This window comes from Acidobacteriota bacterium, from assembly GCA_026393755.1.
GTDB lineage: Bacteria > Acidobacteriota > Vicinamibacteria > Vicinamibacterales > JAKQTR01 > JBAXOX01.
Genome location: JAPKZO010000040.1, coordinates 190,386 through 206,151 on the forward strand (window position 1 = coordinate 190,386; position 15,766 = coordinate 206,151).

Annotated in this window: 10 protein-coding genes and 1 pseudogene; 4 read left to right on the forward strand and 7 right to left on the reverse strand. The window is 65.4% G+C overall.

Translation table 11 applies throughout. The features are described 5' to 3' along the window. Positions 1 to 59: 59 nt before the first annotated feature. Complete coding sequence (locus NTV05_17930; GenBank protein MCX6546276.1) at positions 60 to 2,126, forward strand: ABC-F family ATP-binding cassette domain-containing protein; 2,067 nt, start codon at positions 60 to 62, stop codon at positions 2,124 to 2,126. Between the two features lie 66 nt (positions 2,127 to 2,192). Here the strand turns inward: NTV05_17930 and NTV05_17935 are convergent, their stop codons facing one another. The 7 genes from NTV05_17935 to NTV05_17965 all read right to left on the reverse strand — a co-directional run bounded on the left by NTV05_17935 (position 2,193) and on the right by NTV05_17965 (position 10,719). Next, on the reverse strand, positions 2,193 to 3,380 hold the full coding sequence (locus NTV05_17935) for an adenosine deaminase family protein (GenBank protein MCX6546277.1): 1,188 nt from the start codon (positions 3,378 to 3,380) through the stop codon (positions 2,193 to 2,195). A gap of 103 nt (positions 3,381 to 3,483) precedes the next feature. Continuing rightward, entirely contained in the window at positions 3,484 to 4,857 is a 1,374-nt protein-coding gene (locus tag NTV05_17940; protein ID MCX6546278.1) for an MFS transporter, read from the reverse strand. Positions 4,858 to 4,860: 3 nt separating this feature from the next. Further along, a complete protein-coding gene (locus tag NTV05_17945; GenBank protein MCX6546279.1) occupies positions 4,861 to 5,598 on the reverse strand; it encodes a hypothetical protein in 738 nt (245 codons plus the stop codon). Next, positions 5,595 to 6,332: a hypothetical protein gene (locus tag NTV05_17950; protein ID MCX6546280.1), complete on the reverse strand. Its 738-nt coding sequence runs from the start codon at positions 6,330 to 6,332 to the stop codon at positions 5,595 to 5,597. The genes NTV05_17945 and NTV05_17950 overlap by 4 nt, the downstream gene beginning before the upstream one ends. Before the next feature lie 10 nt (positions 6,333 to 6,342). After that, positions 6,343 to 7,482, reverse strand: coding sequence for a DUF2891 domain-containing protein (locus tag NTV05_17955; GenBank protein ID MCX6546281.1), 1,140 nt, complete (start codon positions 7,480 to 7,482; stop codon positions 6,343 to 6,345). A 91-nt stretch (positions 7,483 to 7,573) separates the two neighbouring features. Further along, entirely contained in the window at positions 7,574 to 8,680 is a 1,107-nt protein-coding gene (mraY, locus tag NTV05_17960) for a phospho-N-acetylmuramoyl-pentapeptide-transferase (protein ID MCX6546282.1), read from the reverse strand. Continuing rightward, complete coding sequence (locus NTV05_17965) at positions 8,677 to 10,719, reverse strand: glycosyltransferase (protein MCX6546283.1); 2,043 nt, start codon at positions 10,717 to 10,719, stop codon at positions 8,677 to 8,679. The genes mraY and NTV05_17965 overlap by 4 nt, the downstream gene beginning before the upstream one ends. A 93-nt stretch (positions 10,720 to 10,812) precedes the next feature. On the opposite strand from NTV05_17965, the gene NTV05_17970 reads away from it, so the two are divergent. The 3 genes and pseudogenes from NTV05_17970 to NTV05_17980 all read left to right on the forward strand — a co-directional run bounded on the left by NTV05_17970 (position 10,813) and on the right by NTV05_17980 (position 15,705). Further along, positions 10,813 to 14,094, forward strand: a complete 3,282-nt coding sequence (locus NTV05_17970) for a glycosyl hydrolase (protein ID MCX6546284.1) — start codon at positions 10,813 to 10,815, stop codon at positions 14,092 to 14,094. A 186-nt stretch (positions 14,095 to 14,280) separates the two neighbouring features. Further along, on the forward strand, positions 14,281 to 15,366 hold the full coding sequence (locus NTV05_17975) for an ATP-binding protein (GenBank protein ID MCX6546285.1): 1,086 nt from the start codon (positions 14,281 to 14,283) through the stop codon (positions 15,364 to 15,366). Between the two features lie 15 nt (positions 15,367 to 15,381). Continuing rightward, positions 15,382 to 15,705, forward strand: a pseudogene (locus NTV05_17980) (response regulator). Positions 15,706 to 15,766: the final 61 nt, after the last annotated feature.

The window sequence follows — 15,766 nt, forward strand, 5'->3', positions numbered from 1 at the left end:
CGCTCCGGTATAGTAGAGTGTTATCCTGATCGAGCGGCGACAGTTGGCGCCTCCAATTCATGATTCAGCTCTCATCCCTGACAAAAGCGTTTGGCGACCGCGTTCTGCTGCAGGACGTCACGTGGCAGGTGTCCGACGGCGAACGCGTCGGCCTGTGCGGCCCGAACGGTGCCGGCAAGACGACGGTGCTCCGGATGCTGGCCGGCCTCGATGAGCCTGATGCGGGCGGCATCGTCAAGCCGTCAGGCACGCGTGTCGGGTACCTTCCGCAGGACGGCCTGACGCACGAAGGCCTCACGCTCTACGCGGAAGCCGCCTTGGCATTCAAGGGGCTGCTCGACGCGAAGTCCGAGATGCAGACACTCGAGGATCGGCTGGCGGACCCGGCCGTGCCGGTCTCCGAGCACGACGAGATTCTGCATCGCTACAGTCATCTCCAGGATCTGTTTCGCCTCCACGACGGCTACGCGATCGATCTGAAGATCGACACCGTGCTCCGGGGCCTCGGGTTCCGGCCGGCCGACTACGACCGCTCCACGCGCGCCTTCTCGGGCGGATGGCAGATGCGTATTGCACTCGCCAAGCTGTTGCTCGAGCGACCCGAACTGCTGCTGCTCGATGAACCGACCAATCATCTCGACCTCGACGCGCGCAACTGGCTCGAGGGGTACCTGAACGATTATCCTTACGCGGTCATCCTCGTCTCGCACGATCGGTACTTTCTCGACGCCGTCGTCGATCGGATCGCCGACATCAATCTGCGCACGCTGACCGACTACCCCGGCAACTACTCCCACTACCTTGCCGAACGCGACGCCCGGATGGAACGACTGCGCGACGCCAAGCGCCGGCAGGATGACGAGGTGGCGCGAATCAAGATGTTCATCGATCGGTTCCGGTACCAGGCGACCAAGGCCGCCCAGGTGCAGAGCCGCATCAAGCTGCTCGAGAAGGTCACGCCGGTCGAGGTGCCGCCGGAGCGGAAGCGCGTGCGTTTTCATTTTCCGACGTGCGAGAAGAGCGGGCGGATGGTATTCGATCTGAAGGAGGTCGCCAAGGCCTACGGGACGACCTCGGTCTTCACCGGCGCAAACCTGCACATCGAGCGCGGCGATCGCATCGCGCTTCTCGGACCCAACGGCGCCGGAAAATCGACGCTGATGCGCATGCTTTCAGGTGTCGAGCCCCCCGACGCGGGCGAACGGACGCTGGGTCATCAGGTGGTGATGCAGTACTTCGCGCAGGACGAGGCGACACGGCTCGATCCGGATCTGACGGTCTACGAGACGCTGTCGTCAGGATCCCCGTTGCATATGGTGCCGATGATTCGCGACATTCTTGGCGGCTTCCTGTTCTCGGGCGACGATGTGTACAAGCGGGTGGGCGTGCTGTCGGGCGGCGAACGGACGAGGCTGGCCGTGGCGCGCATGCTGCTGCTGCCGTCCAACACGTTGTTGCTCGACGAGCCCACCAACCACCTCGATCTCGATTCGAAGGACGTGCTGCTCGATGCCCTGATGGATTACGGCGGCACGCTCATCGTTGTCTCGCACGATCGATACTTCATCGACGGGCTGGCGACCAAAGTCGTGGAGATTGGCGACGGCCGGGCCCTGCTCTACCCTGGCACCTACGAGGAATTCCATTGGAGCCGGACGCATGCAGGACAGCCGCCGGCACTTCCGGATCCGCTCGACATCGGACGCAGGCCCGCCTCGAAGGCCCCGGCGCCATCGCGCGCGTTGCCTGCGACGACTCCCGCGGTCCGCGGCGAGAAGAGGCCCGCGCCATCGAAACATCCGGCACCCGCGGCCGCCCCCGATCGGGCGGCCGAGTACGAGGCGAGGAAGAGAGCGGATGCCGAGGCACGAAAGCGGGCACGGGCGCGCAAGGCGCTGCGCGATCGGATCGCCGAACTCGAGAGCCGCATCAGTAATCGCGAGAGCCGGATCAAGGACATCGAGGCCTTGATGGCTGCACCCGGCTTCTACGACAACCGTGATACGTCCAAACCGATCATCGACGAGCACCAGAAACTGATGTGGGACGTCGGCAACCTGATGAGCCAGTGGGAAGCTCTGCAGAGCCACGCGTCGGAAGACGGTGGGAGTGAAGGTAGTCAGTAGTCAGTAGATAGGGAGACTCTCCTTGCTCATCGCTTCTTGCTCGTTGCGTTTCCTACCGACCACTGACTACTGGCTACCCTCTGCGCCTGGCCGCTCACTGGCACCCGCGAGTTGTCGTCGCAGCCAGCGGCGCCGTTCGTCGCTGACGAACGCCGACTCGATGCCATTCTTCGTCAATTGAAGCCGCCACGCACCGTCCAGTCCCGGTGCGGAAGCCACCATGTCACACGTCTCCGCCACCGTGAAGGGACCGAACATCAGCGGGTCGTCGGTGCCGACAGAGACGAGCAGCTGTTCGTCGAGAAACAGCGGGAGCGGATGCTGCGCAAGCGGCACGAAGCCCAGGCGATCGTTTGACACCGGGCAGCACTCGATCGCGATGCCGCGCTCGCGCACGAGCTGTCGTGCATCGCGCGAGGCCGCCAGCGATGTGCCGTGACCGATCCGTCTGGCGCCGAGCGCCTCGATGGCCTCGACAATCAACGCGGGAGGCGCTCCGACGTACGCGGGCGGTCTCCCCTGTTCGCCAGCGTGCACGGTGAGGGGCACGCCGGCCTCGCGCGCGGGCCCGAGCGCCTCCTGAAAGCGGCGCGGAGGAAACGGTGTTTCCGGAAAGCCGGCGATGTCGAGGCCGACCGGGCGATCCGACTGATGCAGCCTGGCTGCAAGATCGGCAATAGCGGGAGCCTGCCGGCCAGCCGGACCGAGGCCGGCTGCGCCAAGTCCCTTCTGACGGCTGAAGGACAGCAGGAATGTCCCGCTCGCCCCGCGTTCGCGCCAGGCGCGCTCGACGCCGTGAACGAGCGCGGCACCGATGTCCTCGATTGAAGCGTTGACGAACTCCTGGTAACTGAAGGGCGATCCTCGCAGCTCGGTGTGCAGGCTGCCGCGATCGGCGCCATCCACGATTTGATCGAACGCGGCCTCTTCCAGATCCTCGAGCGTGCGGAGCACCGACAGCGGCAGGCCGAACGAATCAACGAACCGCCCAAAGCCGTCGGGGCCGCCGAAGCCTGCCGCGATCCCGCGGTAGTAGCGCCGGATGGATTCGGGATCCTGGGGATCGACACCGGGGACGATTTCGCCCGATCGGACACGAACCTCCGAGAGACCATGCCGCGCGGCCAGCCGCGCGATGGTCTCGGGTGTCAGCCCCGCCTCGAAGTGACGGTGCAGGTCAACGGTCGGAATGCTATCCGTCTCGCGCCGCGTGTCCGCGCCGCCCGAGCCAGCGGCGTTAGTCCTTCGATTCATGAACTCGTCAATCGAGGCCATTCCTCACGACGCCGTGCTGAGCGAGTGTGGTTGCCCGGTCCCCTCGCAGGAACACACGACGGTCTTCGCGAGTCGAAGCACGTCAGTGCGCGGCATGCTTCCTGAGGGGTGTTTCGTTCCAGAGACGCGTCATCAACAACGCCCCAATGACGGAGAACGGGATGATCATGTAGGTCCACATCCCCCAACCGTGCTTGTCGAGCGCCCAGCCAAGCGCAAACCCGGTCAACCCGGACGCGATGTACTGGACGCCGTCACAGATGCCGGCTACCGTTGCCGCGGCCTTGGTGCCTCCGAAATCCATCGCCGATGTCGCCGAAAGCATCCCATGCACGCCGAAGATCCACATGCAGGTAAACGGAATCAACAGGGCGGCCATCAGCGGCGAGGTCGCCTGGCCAAGCGCGACCAGCGCCCCGATCTGTCCGATGTAGAAGATGAAGGCGACCGGCGGCCGCCGAGATTGGAACAGATTGTCGGAGAGGTAGCCGCACAGCAGGCCGCCAGCGATCCCGCCAACCGTGATGCCCAGTGAGGCGATGGCGAAGACGTCCAACGGAATGCCAGTCGAGGTCAGCGAGAACGCGTCGATCATCACCTGCGGCCACGGCATCGTGACCGACATCGTGCCAGGCGCAACCTTGTGCACTTCCTTGAGAAAGGGCACGAACCAGAGCATCACGCCCTGCCGCACGAAGCCGGTGCAGAACTCGGCGGCGATGATCGTCAGGATGATGGGATTGGTGAACACGCGGCGAACCAGATAGCCGAAGTCGACGGGTTTGTTCTTGTCCGCGTCTCCCGAGGTGGCATCACCGGTCCCAAAATCCGGGTAGCCGGCCTCCGACGGCTTGTCTTTCACGAGGAAGGCGTCGACCATGAACATCACTGCCAGGAGGCCCGACGGGATCAGGAACACCCAGTACCATTCCATATGCGACAGGATCCACCCGCCAAACGTAAACGCGAGGAGATACCCGGAGGAGATCATGATCCCAAAGATGCCGCCGAAGACCCCGCGTTCTTTGACGTGGAACCACGGCGCATTGACCTTGACGACCGAAAGAGCCCCGAACGACTGGAAGTACATGTTCACTGCGTAGAGCAGCGACATGCCGACAATGATTTTGGTCTGCCAGCCGTTTAGAAACAGGAGGCCGATGATCAGGTTGAGCGCGCAGGCGCCGGCCGCGCCAATCAGGATCGACTTCTTCCCGCCGATCCGATCGGCCAGCGGCCCGTTGAACGCCACCGCCAGCGCGTACGTCCAGAAGCCGGCCGTCGCGATGATCCCGAAGTCCGCCTTCGACAGGTGGAACTTGTCCATCATCGTGGTCGACGAGACGTTGAGGTTGTACCGCCCCATGTAGTAGGTGGCGTACGTGATGCCGAGCGGGAACCAGTTGCTGAAGCGGCGGTGCCGGTACTCGGCGGAGTGGTTCATCGGGTTTCGCATGCGTCACCTTGTGCGGAGAAGATCCCTGAGCCGCCCGAGCGCCAGCGCGTAGCGCTCGCCCAGCACGCCAGGATCGGACGATTCGGGCTCATTGGGCATGGAGACGAACGGCACGCGCACACCTGCGAGGTCGATCCGACCGTCGGGCCGGCCGCCCGTCAGTTCGTCCCAGTCGTTGTGGCGGAAGAACCCGAACATGTCGCGATCAGGCACCTTGTGGAACAGGATCGATTCTTCCTGCCCCTTCCGGTATCGCGCGGAGTTCCTGCGATACGACTCGTCGAACGACACGTTGATGTAGAGAATCGCCGCGCGACGGAGAATCGCCGGGAGGAAACGCTCCAGGCTCTCGCGGAATCCATCCGACTGGCCTCGGGCGAATTCAATGAGCAGCGTGCCGCGCTCGTAGAACGAGGGATTGGCCAGGTACTTCGCCGTAATCGTGTCGTTGAACCGGTTGACGAGCGAGCCGCGGAACTTCGGCTGCGTGATGTTGTAGCCTTCCGCCGTTCGCTCGGAGACCAGCCGGGCAACGCCTTGGCCGTCCCGCTCGTCGTCCTCGAGACACGCGCTCCACAGCCAGGGGAAATCATCGATCTCTTCGAAGCGGCCGATGCCGAAGCGGGCGGCCCGATCCTCGTCGCCCACCTTCTTCATGAAGTCGATGAACTCGCTCTTGCCTCCGGCCGGCCGGCCCAGGACGAAGAGATGTTCGAAGATCGCGGCGTGAGTAGCGCTCATGTCCGGGCGCTCCGCAACTCCCAGAGACGCGTGAGCGCCCCGGCGTAGCGCTCCTCGAGCACGACAGAGTCGGTCGATTCGGGCTCGTTGTTCATCGACACGAACGGCACGGCCAGGCCGTTGACGTCAATCAGGCCTGACGACTTGCGGCTGGTGAGCGACTCCCAATCGTTGATGTCGTAGAAGAAGTCGTAGGTCTCGCGGGGCACCATGTGCGCCAGAATCGAGTGCTTCAGCTTCTCCTGGTAGCGGGCGACATTGCGGCGCCACGATTCCTCGCGCGACACCTGGATGTACAAGATGGCAGCCGGCTCCAGAATCCGCCGGTCCAGCATCCCGAGCGCCTTGCCAAAGCCGTCGCGGCCGCCCCGTGAGAACTCGATGAGCACGGTCGCGTCGCGATCCGACTCCGCGTTGTCCAGATACTGTTTCGTGATGACGTCGTTGAACTTCTGTATGCACCAATCAAAGAGCCCGGCACCCTTCGGGGCCATGCCCGGATTGCCCGGCATGTACTCCTGCGTGTAGAGGCGGTCCTGACCGGCTTTTGCGCGCGCGTCGTCGTCCTGGAACTTCTCCCAGAGCCAGGGGAAGTCGTCCACTTCCTCCAAGCGGCCGATGTGCAGCCGGCGACGCCTCACGTCCTCCGGCGTGTGCTTCAGGAAGTCGATGAACTCCGACTTGCCGCACGCCGGACGCCCCAGGATCAGCAGATGTTTAAAGATGCCGCTCATAGCGCTCAGTTCACAACCCGCGGCCGGTCACCAGGTAGACCGCGAAGCTCCCGAGCCAGTGTCCGCCCTCGTAGCGTTCGCCGGTGACGGCCTTGAGGCCCGCCGCGCGGTGGCTCAGCGCCGCCGCCTGCAGAGAGGCGCGCCGCGCGTCGGCTGGGGCGAGGCCAGAGACGATGCCATCGAGCATCCACGCCCGGCTGAGATTCAAGCCATCCAGATGCGCCAGCTTCGGATCGCCGGGATCGGTCACGACGGCTGGCTCGAGCCACGCCGTGGATCCGGTCACAGGAATCATCGGCAGGAAGGCCTGGAGCCAGGCCCCGTATTGTGATCGCGGCAGCACGCGGCGCATCAGGTCGGCCTCGGCCAGGCACGGCGAGAGGAAGTCCTGGCCGGACGGCTCGTAGCTGAACGGGCAATTGCGGTCCTTGCCGTAGTAGTCCCCGATGCGCAAGGTGAGCAGATCGATCATCTGCAGGTCGTTCGCCGTGCGCGCCCAGTCGAGGATCAATCCGAAGGAGAACGCCGTCTGGTCGTGTTCGCCGATCCTGATCGGCCGGGACAGCTTCGGCAGCCACTCCCTGAGCCTGGCGGCAGCGGCGTGTTCGAGCGGCCTGATTGTGGCGGCCCACGCTTTCGCCTGCGGCGTGTCCCACTCACGCAACTCGGCCGCCAGCTGCAACAGCCACGCCAGGCCATAGGGACGCTCAAAACTGGTCCGCCCGGCGCCGTTGAGGTACTGCACTTCGCCTGCGATGTTCGCGGCGGTCAGGCTGGCGGCGAGAGCCTGGCGCGCCGGCTCGGCAAATGGCGCCGCGGGAAAGGTGCGAGCCAGCCGCGCGAGCAGCCAGTGGCCATGCACTGACGAATGCCAGTCGTAGCATCCGTAGAAGGCGGGCGTCAGCTGGTGGGGCGCCCGCACGTCGGCCTCGCTGTTCAGCACGTGCGCGATCTTGCTGGGATACTCCTGGTGCACGCACGCGAGGGCGAGGTTGGCGAAGCGCGCCGCGGAGGCCGCGGTGAAATCACCGCGGGCCGCCGTCCGCTCGACCGCCGATCGCTGGGCCGCCACGGGCACGTTCGCCGCGATCGGCGCAATCGCGAGCGCGCATCCCATTCCGAGGGTCACAACATACCGATTCGAGATCATGGCATTGGCCTCCCCTCATCCCGCTTGCCGCGCCGAAGCCGGCGTCTCGCGGGTCCGGCGAAGGCGGGAATCCCGAACCCCGAACAGGTCCTCATCTCAGCTTGACGGTCGCAATGGAAATCAGCGCGAGGATCAGCGAGACGATCCACAGCCGGATCACGACCTTCGTTTCGGCCAGCCCAGTATGCTGCATCTGATGGTGCAGCGGCGCCCGGTAGAACAGGCGCCGGCCCAGCCACTTGATGCCGACCTTGTCCTGCACCTGCGAGGTGACCGCTTCGGCGATGAACAGGCCGCCGAGAATCAGAAAGAGGGCTTCCTGCTTGACGACCACCGACAGGGTCGCCAGGCAGCCGCCGATGGCGAGCGAGCCGGCGTCTCCCATGAAGATCTGCGCCGGATAAGCGTTGTACCAGAGGAACCCGATCCCGGCGCCGGCAAATGCCGCACACACCACGATCAACTCGCCGGCTCCCGGCAGCAGCGGAAAGAACAGGTAGTGCGCCCAGATGGCATTCCCCATGATGTAGGCGAACACCCCGAGCGCCGACACCGCCAGCACGGACGGCACGATGGCCAGGCCGTCGAGTCCATCGGTGATGTTGACGGCGTTGCCGACCAGCACGACAAAGAAGAACGCGATGGGCAGGTAGACCCACAACGAGTTGAAGAGCGCCGCCTTCACAAACGGCACGTAGAACGCTCCGGCCTCCCTCGCGGGCAGCGGCGACCAGGGGCTGGCGAGAAACGCCACGAACAGTCCGGCGAACGCACCCTGCAGCAGCAGTTTCCGTCCCTCGCTCATCCCGCGATTGCCCGATCGCGCCCGCCACTTCGCCACGTCGTCGCTCAGGCCGATCAGCGCGAACCACACCATGCCGGCCAGCACGCTCCACACATAGCGGTTCGTCGGATCGCACCAGGCCAGCGACGCGGCCAGCACGCTGCCGACCATCACCGCCCCACCCATCACCGGTGTGCCGGCCTTGTCGAACGCCGACGGCACGCCCGTTTCGCGCACCTGATCGACGAGTCCCCGGCGGTGGAGGTACCAGATGAAGCGCGGCATGATGGCGAGCACCAGGACGAAGGCCGTCATGGAGGCGGCGATGGCGCGCACCGACAGGTAGTCGAGCAACCTCAGGATCGACCAGGCCCGGTAACCGCCTGCCAGCAGATGTCCGAGCAGGTGAATCATGTGCCGGAGCTCCTTTGTCGTGCGATGGCGTCGACCACGCCCGCGTAGGAACTGCGAATGGTGAACTCTGGCCTGAAATCCGTGGCCGTCAGCACAAACCCGCGAACCTGGCGTTCGAGTTCGGCGAGATCGCCGGCGCGTCCGCGTTCGACCAGCGACCGCAGTCCGCGCAAGCCGGCCGCCCGAACGACCCAGTACCGGAAGCGTTGCAGCTCCAGCAGCGCCGGCAGCGCATCGTCTTGCCCGCCCACAGTGCCGAGCGCGTCGGCAGCGGTGGCCGCAACTTCCAGCCACGAATCCCGCAACAGGTTGATGAGCGATGCCGTTAGCCGGCGCCGCGCCTCATCGCCAAGAGCTCTGTCGAGTGCAGCCGCCGTTCGCGCGGCCTCGCTCCGGACTTCATAGTACGGATCGGTGAAGGCCGCCGCCAGGACGTCTTCGACGGCGGGCGTGACCACGCCGAGTCGCGCCAGGCATGTGAGCGCGTTGCGCCGGATGAAGCCGACCTGTTCGAAATCGCCGCCGACCAGCCGCTTGTACCACGCGGCCGGACGGCGGTCGCGGAGCAGGGCAACAACCAGCGGGAGTTTCTCGCGCGCCTGCAGCAGGCCGATGAGCTTGACCCCCAGGTTGCGGCTCTCCCACGACGAACTGGCAAGCCGGGAGGCCGCGCGGCTCACGTAGTAGGCTCGGTCATCGGCTGATGGGATCTCGCGCTCGATTCGGTACTCGTGCCCGCGGGCGCCGAGCGCGCGCTCGAGTGTGGCGACCAGCGCCGCGTCTGACAGCAGGCTGACGCCGGGCTCGACCCGCCAGGCTCCCTGTGCCCCCCCGGATGTCGCGTCGATCGGCTCGCCGGCGACCACGCGCCGGATTAGATCGCGCGCGTCCTGCTGCACGAATCCCCGAACGCCTTCGGCCATCCGGCGCAGGCGCACGGGTTCGATGACGTCGAGAATCGTGGAGGCGAGCAGACGGCCATCCAGTTCCTCGACCAGCGAGCCGTTGCGCTCGCAGGTCTCCTCGTACAGCACGACTGCCCCGCCGGTCCTGGCGAGCGCCCGCGCGTTCATCACCTGGTGATCGCCCGACAGGTTCGCCTTCGGCACCACGATCGCGGGAAGCCCGAGTGAGGCGATCTCGTTCAAGGTGCCCGCCCCCGCACGCACGACGACCAGATCGGACAGCGCATACACGCGCTCGATCTCGTGGAAGAAAGGTCGCGCCACGTAGAACGACTCGATCTGGCGGCGCTGTTCTTCGCTGTACCGCGCGCGCAGACGCTCGGCCGTCGCCTGGGCCGCGTCATAGCGGCTGCCGGATTTCCTCAGGCCGGTGCCGTGGATGATGAAGAGCCTGTCGCGGTGCGGCAACAGGGACTCCAGCGCGTCGACGACGGCGTGATTGATGGTGCGTGCCCCTTGCGAGCCGCCGAAGGCGAACACCACCGTCCGGCCGGCCGGGACGGCGAAGTCCAGCGACTGGCGGGCCGCGTCGCGTTCGATCCCCTGGAGGCGCCGCCTGAGCGGGTACCCGGCCACGATGCCATTGACCGGGAATGAGGCAAGCGTCTCGGGGAACGACACGAAGACACGATCGGCGAGGCGGCCGACCATCAGATTGAGCCGCCCCGGTGCGGCGTTCTGCTCGTGCACGTAGATCCCCGCCCGGCAGAGGCCCGCCCGCTTCAGCAGCGACGCGGCAATCATCACGGGCGCCGACGCAAACCCGCCCGTGCCGACAATGACGTCGGGCCGGAAACGCCGGACCAGCACAAGCGCCTTGAAGGTGCCCAGCGCGAGGTCGGCCACAAAGCGCAGCCAATGCAGGGACGGGCGAGCGCCCGGATAGGCCGACGCGCGAACGTACCGAATCGGGATGCCTTCGCGTGGAACGACTTCGGACTCGGCGCGGCCGCGCACGCCGACGTAGAGGTAGGCCGTGCGCTCATCACCAAGCGCCCGTCCGATTGCCAGTGCCGGGTTCACGTGCCCGGCTGTGCCGCCCCCGGTCAGGAGGATGCGCGAAAAGGCCGTCATCGCGTGCGGGTCAAGGGTATCACGCGGCGTCGTCCCGCGTGCTATTCTGCGCGTTACCGATCCGGTTGATGCTGGTGGAGGTGAGTCGTGCCGATGTCCCGCGTTCCGACGATTGCTGCGCTGCTGGTGATGCTGTCCTGGACCGTGATCGCGCAGGCGCCACAGGCCGCGCAAACGCCCGCCAAGGCGAAGCCCGCCGCGGCAACAGTCCCGCCGGTCAAGACACAACCGGCCCCCGCCGGCACCATGGCCATGCCGCCAACAGGCGCACCCGTAGCGGGGTCACCACCGCCTTCGTTCTCTGATCTGTTTCCCGGCCTCGAGTTCCGGAACATCGGACCGTTCCGTGGCGGCCGCTCCGTCGCAGTGACGGGCGTACGCGGGAAGCCGCTCATGTACTACTTCGGAGGCACGGGCAGCGGCGTCTGGAAGACGATAGACGGCGGCGCGACCTGGGCGAACGTGTCGGACAAGTTCTTCAAGACGGGTTCGGTCGGCGCGATCGCGGTGGCCGATTCCGATCCGAACGTGCTGTATGTCGGCATGGGCGAGACGGCGATTCGCGGCAGCACGAGCTCGCATGGCGATGGGGTCTACAAGTCGACCGATGCCGGCGCGACATGGACCAATGTGGGGCTCTCCGACACAAGACAGATCGCGCGCGTCAGGATCAATCCGCAGAATCCCGACATCGTGCTGGTCGCGGCCCAGGGCCACATCTGGGGTCCGAACCGCGCGCGAGGAATCTTCCGCACGCTCGATGGCGGAAAGACATGGACGCACGTGCTCTATGTCGACGACAAGACCGGCGCGTCCGATCTGATGATGGACCCAACCAATCCGCGCATTCTCTACGCCGCGTTCTGGCAGGTCTACCGGAAGTCCTGGACGATGCAGAGCGGCGGTCCCGGGGGCGGACTCTATAAGTCGATCGACGGCGGCGACACATGGAAGAAGCTCACTGCGGGCCTTCCCGAAGGCATTGTCGGCAAGGTGACGGTCACGGTGTCGCAATCGCGGCCCTCGCGCGTCTGGGCGATGATCGAAGCCGACAAAGGCGGCCTCTATCGGAGCGACGACGGGGGCGACAAGTGGACGCTCGTCAACGGTTCGCACCGGATTCGTCAGCGGGCGTGGTACTACTCGGGCGTCTTTGCCGATCCGGTCAACGAGGATGTCGTCTACGCGCCGAACATCCAGTTCCTCAAGTCGATTGACGGCGGGAAGTCGTTTTCGAGCATCCGCGTGCATCACGGCGACACTCATGACCTGTGGATCGATCCCGACAACCCGGCGCGGATGATCCTCGGCGACGATGGCGGCGCCGAGATTTCAGTGAACGGCGGCCAGTCGTGGTCCGCTGAGGACAACCAGCCGACGGCCCAGATCTACCGCGTCACGACCGATTCGCGGTTTCCGTACTGGGTCTATGGCTCGCAGCAGGACAACACGAGCATCGCGATCCCGAGCGGCGGCCGCGATTCGAGCATCACCAGCGCCCACTGGCACGGCGTGGGCGGCGGGGAGTCGGGCTGGATTGCTCCCGATCCTCGCAATCCGGACATCGTCTTTGCCGGCGGCTACGGCGGGTCCATCACGCGTTACGACCACAAGACCGGGGAGTCGCGCGAGATCGTCGCGTACCCGCAGGTGATCGACGGACGCGCTGCACGCGATTTGAAGTACCGCTTCCAGTGGACCGCACCCATTCTGCTGTCGCCGCACGACCCGGACACGCTCTATCACGCCGCGCAGGTCCTGCTCCGATCGCGCGACGGCGGCCAGTCGTGGGTTGAGATCAGCCCGGACCTGACGCGCAACGACAAAACGAAGCAGGACTACAGCGGCGGCCCGATCGCCCACGAATTCACCGGCGTCGAAACCTACGACACGATCTTCTGCGTCGTCGAGTCCCCTCACGAAGCGGGCACGATCTGGGCCGGCACCGACGACGGGCTCGTGCAGTTGACGCGCGACGGGGGCAAGACGTGGACCAATGTCACGCCCACGGGCATTCCCGAGTGGATCCGGATCAACACCATCGAGGTGTCGCCGCACGACAAGGCGACCGCCTATGTGTCGGCGATGATGAATCAGCACGACGACTTGCGCCCGTATATCTACAAGACCAGCAACTACGGCCAGACGTGGACGAAGATCGTCACCGGCATTCCCGACACGACGTTCGCGCGAGTGGTGCGAGAGGACAACGCGCGGCGGGGACTGCTGTACGCCGGCACGGAGACGGGCCTGTACATCTCCTTCGACGATGGAGCGAACTGGCAGCCGTTTCAGAGGAATCTGCCCGTGGTGCCGATTACCGACCTGGCCGTCAAGCACGAGGATCTTGTCGTGGCGACCGAGGGGCGGGCGTTCTGGATCCTCGACGACCTGACGCCGCTCCGCCAGTGGCAGCCCGACATCCGGCAGGCGCCCATTCGCCTGTTTGCGCCGCGGCCGACCTTCCGGCTTCCAGGCGACGTGGGCAAGAGCCTCAGCGCAGGCAAGAACAGGCCCAGCGGCGTGATCGTGAACTTCTGGTTGAAGGACAAACCGAAAGCCGAGGTTCCGGTGACGATCGAGTTCCTGGACGGCGCCACCGTTCTGCGGACCCTGTCGAGCGTCGCGACGCCGGGCGCGGACGAATTGAAGGAAGCCGGTGAAGAGGACGAGGACGAGGAGAAGCCGATCGAGCCGGTGGCGGGTGTCAATCGCTTCGTCTGGAACCTGCGGGAGGCCGTCGCCAGCCTCGTCGTGCCGCGGTATACGTACGGAGATTTTCCGCCGCAGGGCCTTCGCATCACGCCCGGACGGTACACGGTGCGGCTGCGTGTCGGACAGGAACAGGTGGAGGCGCCCTTCGAGGTGCGGCCGAACCCGGCCGTCAGCGTCCCCGCCGCCGATCTGGCGACTCAGGCCGATTTTCTCAGGATGGTCCGGGATGATCTCGCCTGGATCCACAACGCGATCAGGCGCATCAAGGACGTCCGGACGCAGACGACAGCTCTGATGAAACATGCCGAGGCGATCGGAAAGGGCCAGGCCCTGAAGGCCAGCGCGGACGGGCTGCTGGAGAAGCTGACAGTGCTGGCCGACGAACTCTACAATCCGAACCTGAAGACGAGTCAGGATTCCCTGAACTACCTGCCGAAGCTCGATTTCCAGTTTGCGGGGCTGGCGGGTGTCGCCGATACCGCTGACGCCAGGCCCACCGCCGGCGTACTGGCGCGCTACCGGGATCTCAAGCCGCAGTTGTCTGATGTGGCGGCGCGGCTCCAGAAGCTGTTCGACACGGAGCTCGCGGAGTTCAACAAGGCGGTCAGTGCCGCCGGCGTTCCCGCCATCGTGCTCGTGCCCATCGACAAGAAGGATTGACGGGCATCTTCCTTGCTCATCCCTAGAGGACATGGTGGTCCGGCGCCGAGCCGGATCACCTCATTCGCCGTATTTCACGGCGAACACTCCGGGATGGACTGGGAAATGATGACAAAACTGAAAGCGGACTACAATTCTGGTGTCGTAGAGCCTCCCTGGTCCCGGTCCAGGGGCGGGAAGACCGTCATGATGAAGTCGATCGATAATCGCTTCTTTCGCGATCTGATCGCCAGCATGCGCAACGGCGTGATGGCGATCACGCGGGATGGCGCCATCACCGCCATCAACGAAGAAGCGTACCGGATTCTGGGCGTATCGGAGACCGCCGGCGATCTCGGGCGCCACTTCACTGATCTGCTGCGCGATCATCCCGACCTGCTCCGCGTCTTTGCCGGCGTCTTCGACCTGAGCCATCTGCCCAACCGGGCCGAGCTTCGTCTGAAGCCCACGGGCACGGTTATCGGCTACACCGTGTCGCTCATCCGTGATGAGCGGGATCGGGTGTATGGCGCGGCCATGTTCTTCAAGGATCTGACGCTGGTTGAACAGGCGGAGGAGCGTGAGCGGCTTCGCGATCGGCTCGCGGCGCTTGGCGAGATGGCCGCGATGATCGCGCACGAGGTGAAGAACCCGCTCGCCAGCATCGAGGTGATGGCCGGACTGCTCAGGCGGCAGCTGGCCGATCGTACGGATTTGCAGGGCATGCTGGGTGACATCATCAACGAGGCGAAGATGGCCAATGCCATCGTGCTCGAGGTGCTCGATTTCGTCCGGCCGATCAGGCTGGATGTGGATCACACGTCGATCGCCCGAGTGGTTCAGGACGCGGTCACGCTGGCCGAGAACAAGCTCGCCTGCCGGGGCACGAGCCTCGAGGTCAGCGTCCCGCCGGCGCTGCCGCCGCTGGTCGGGGATCACCACCAGCTCTGCCAGGTCGTCACCAACCTGATCATCAATGCGCTCGAGGCGCTTGACGGCCGCGGGTGCATTCGTGTCGATGCACACGAACGGCCGGCGTACGACCAGACGCACCCGCGCGAAGTGGTGGTCACGGTCGCCGACGACGGCCCGGGCATTCCGGCGGCCATTGCGGAGCGCATCTTCAACCCGTTCTTCACGACCAAGCACGAGGGCTCGGGCCTGGGCCTGGCCATCGTCCGGAAGATCGTCGACGCGCACGATGGGCGGATCGATGTGGCGAGCGCGCCCGGAGCCGGAACGACGTTCACGGTGACGCTACCGGTGGGCACGCCCGGACAACTGGCGTTCTAGGAAAGCGAGACAGTCATGGGCCGAATTCTGATTGCCGAAGACCACGACGCGTTGCGGCGGGGCCTGGCCCGCGCGCTGGTGGAGGCGGGCCACGAAGTGGACGAAGCCTCCAACGGGAACGCCGCCATCGAGCGGTTGCACGAAACCCAGTTCGACGTCGTGTTGAGCGACCTCAAGATGGGCGGCAGCGACGGCCTCGATGTCCTGCGCACGGCGAAGACGCTGCACCCGACCTCCGCGGTCATCCTGATGACCGCGTTCGGATCGGTCGGCACGGCGGTCGAGGCGATGAAGATCGGCGCCTTCGACTATGTGCAGAAGCCGTTCGAAGTCGAGGAGATGGAACTCAAGATTGGGAAGGCGCTGGAGATGCGCCGGATGTGCCACGAACTCGACTACC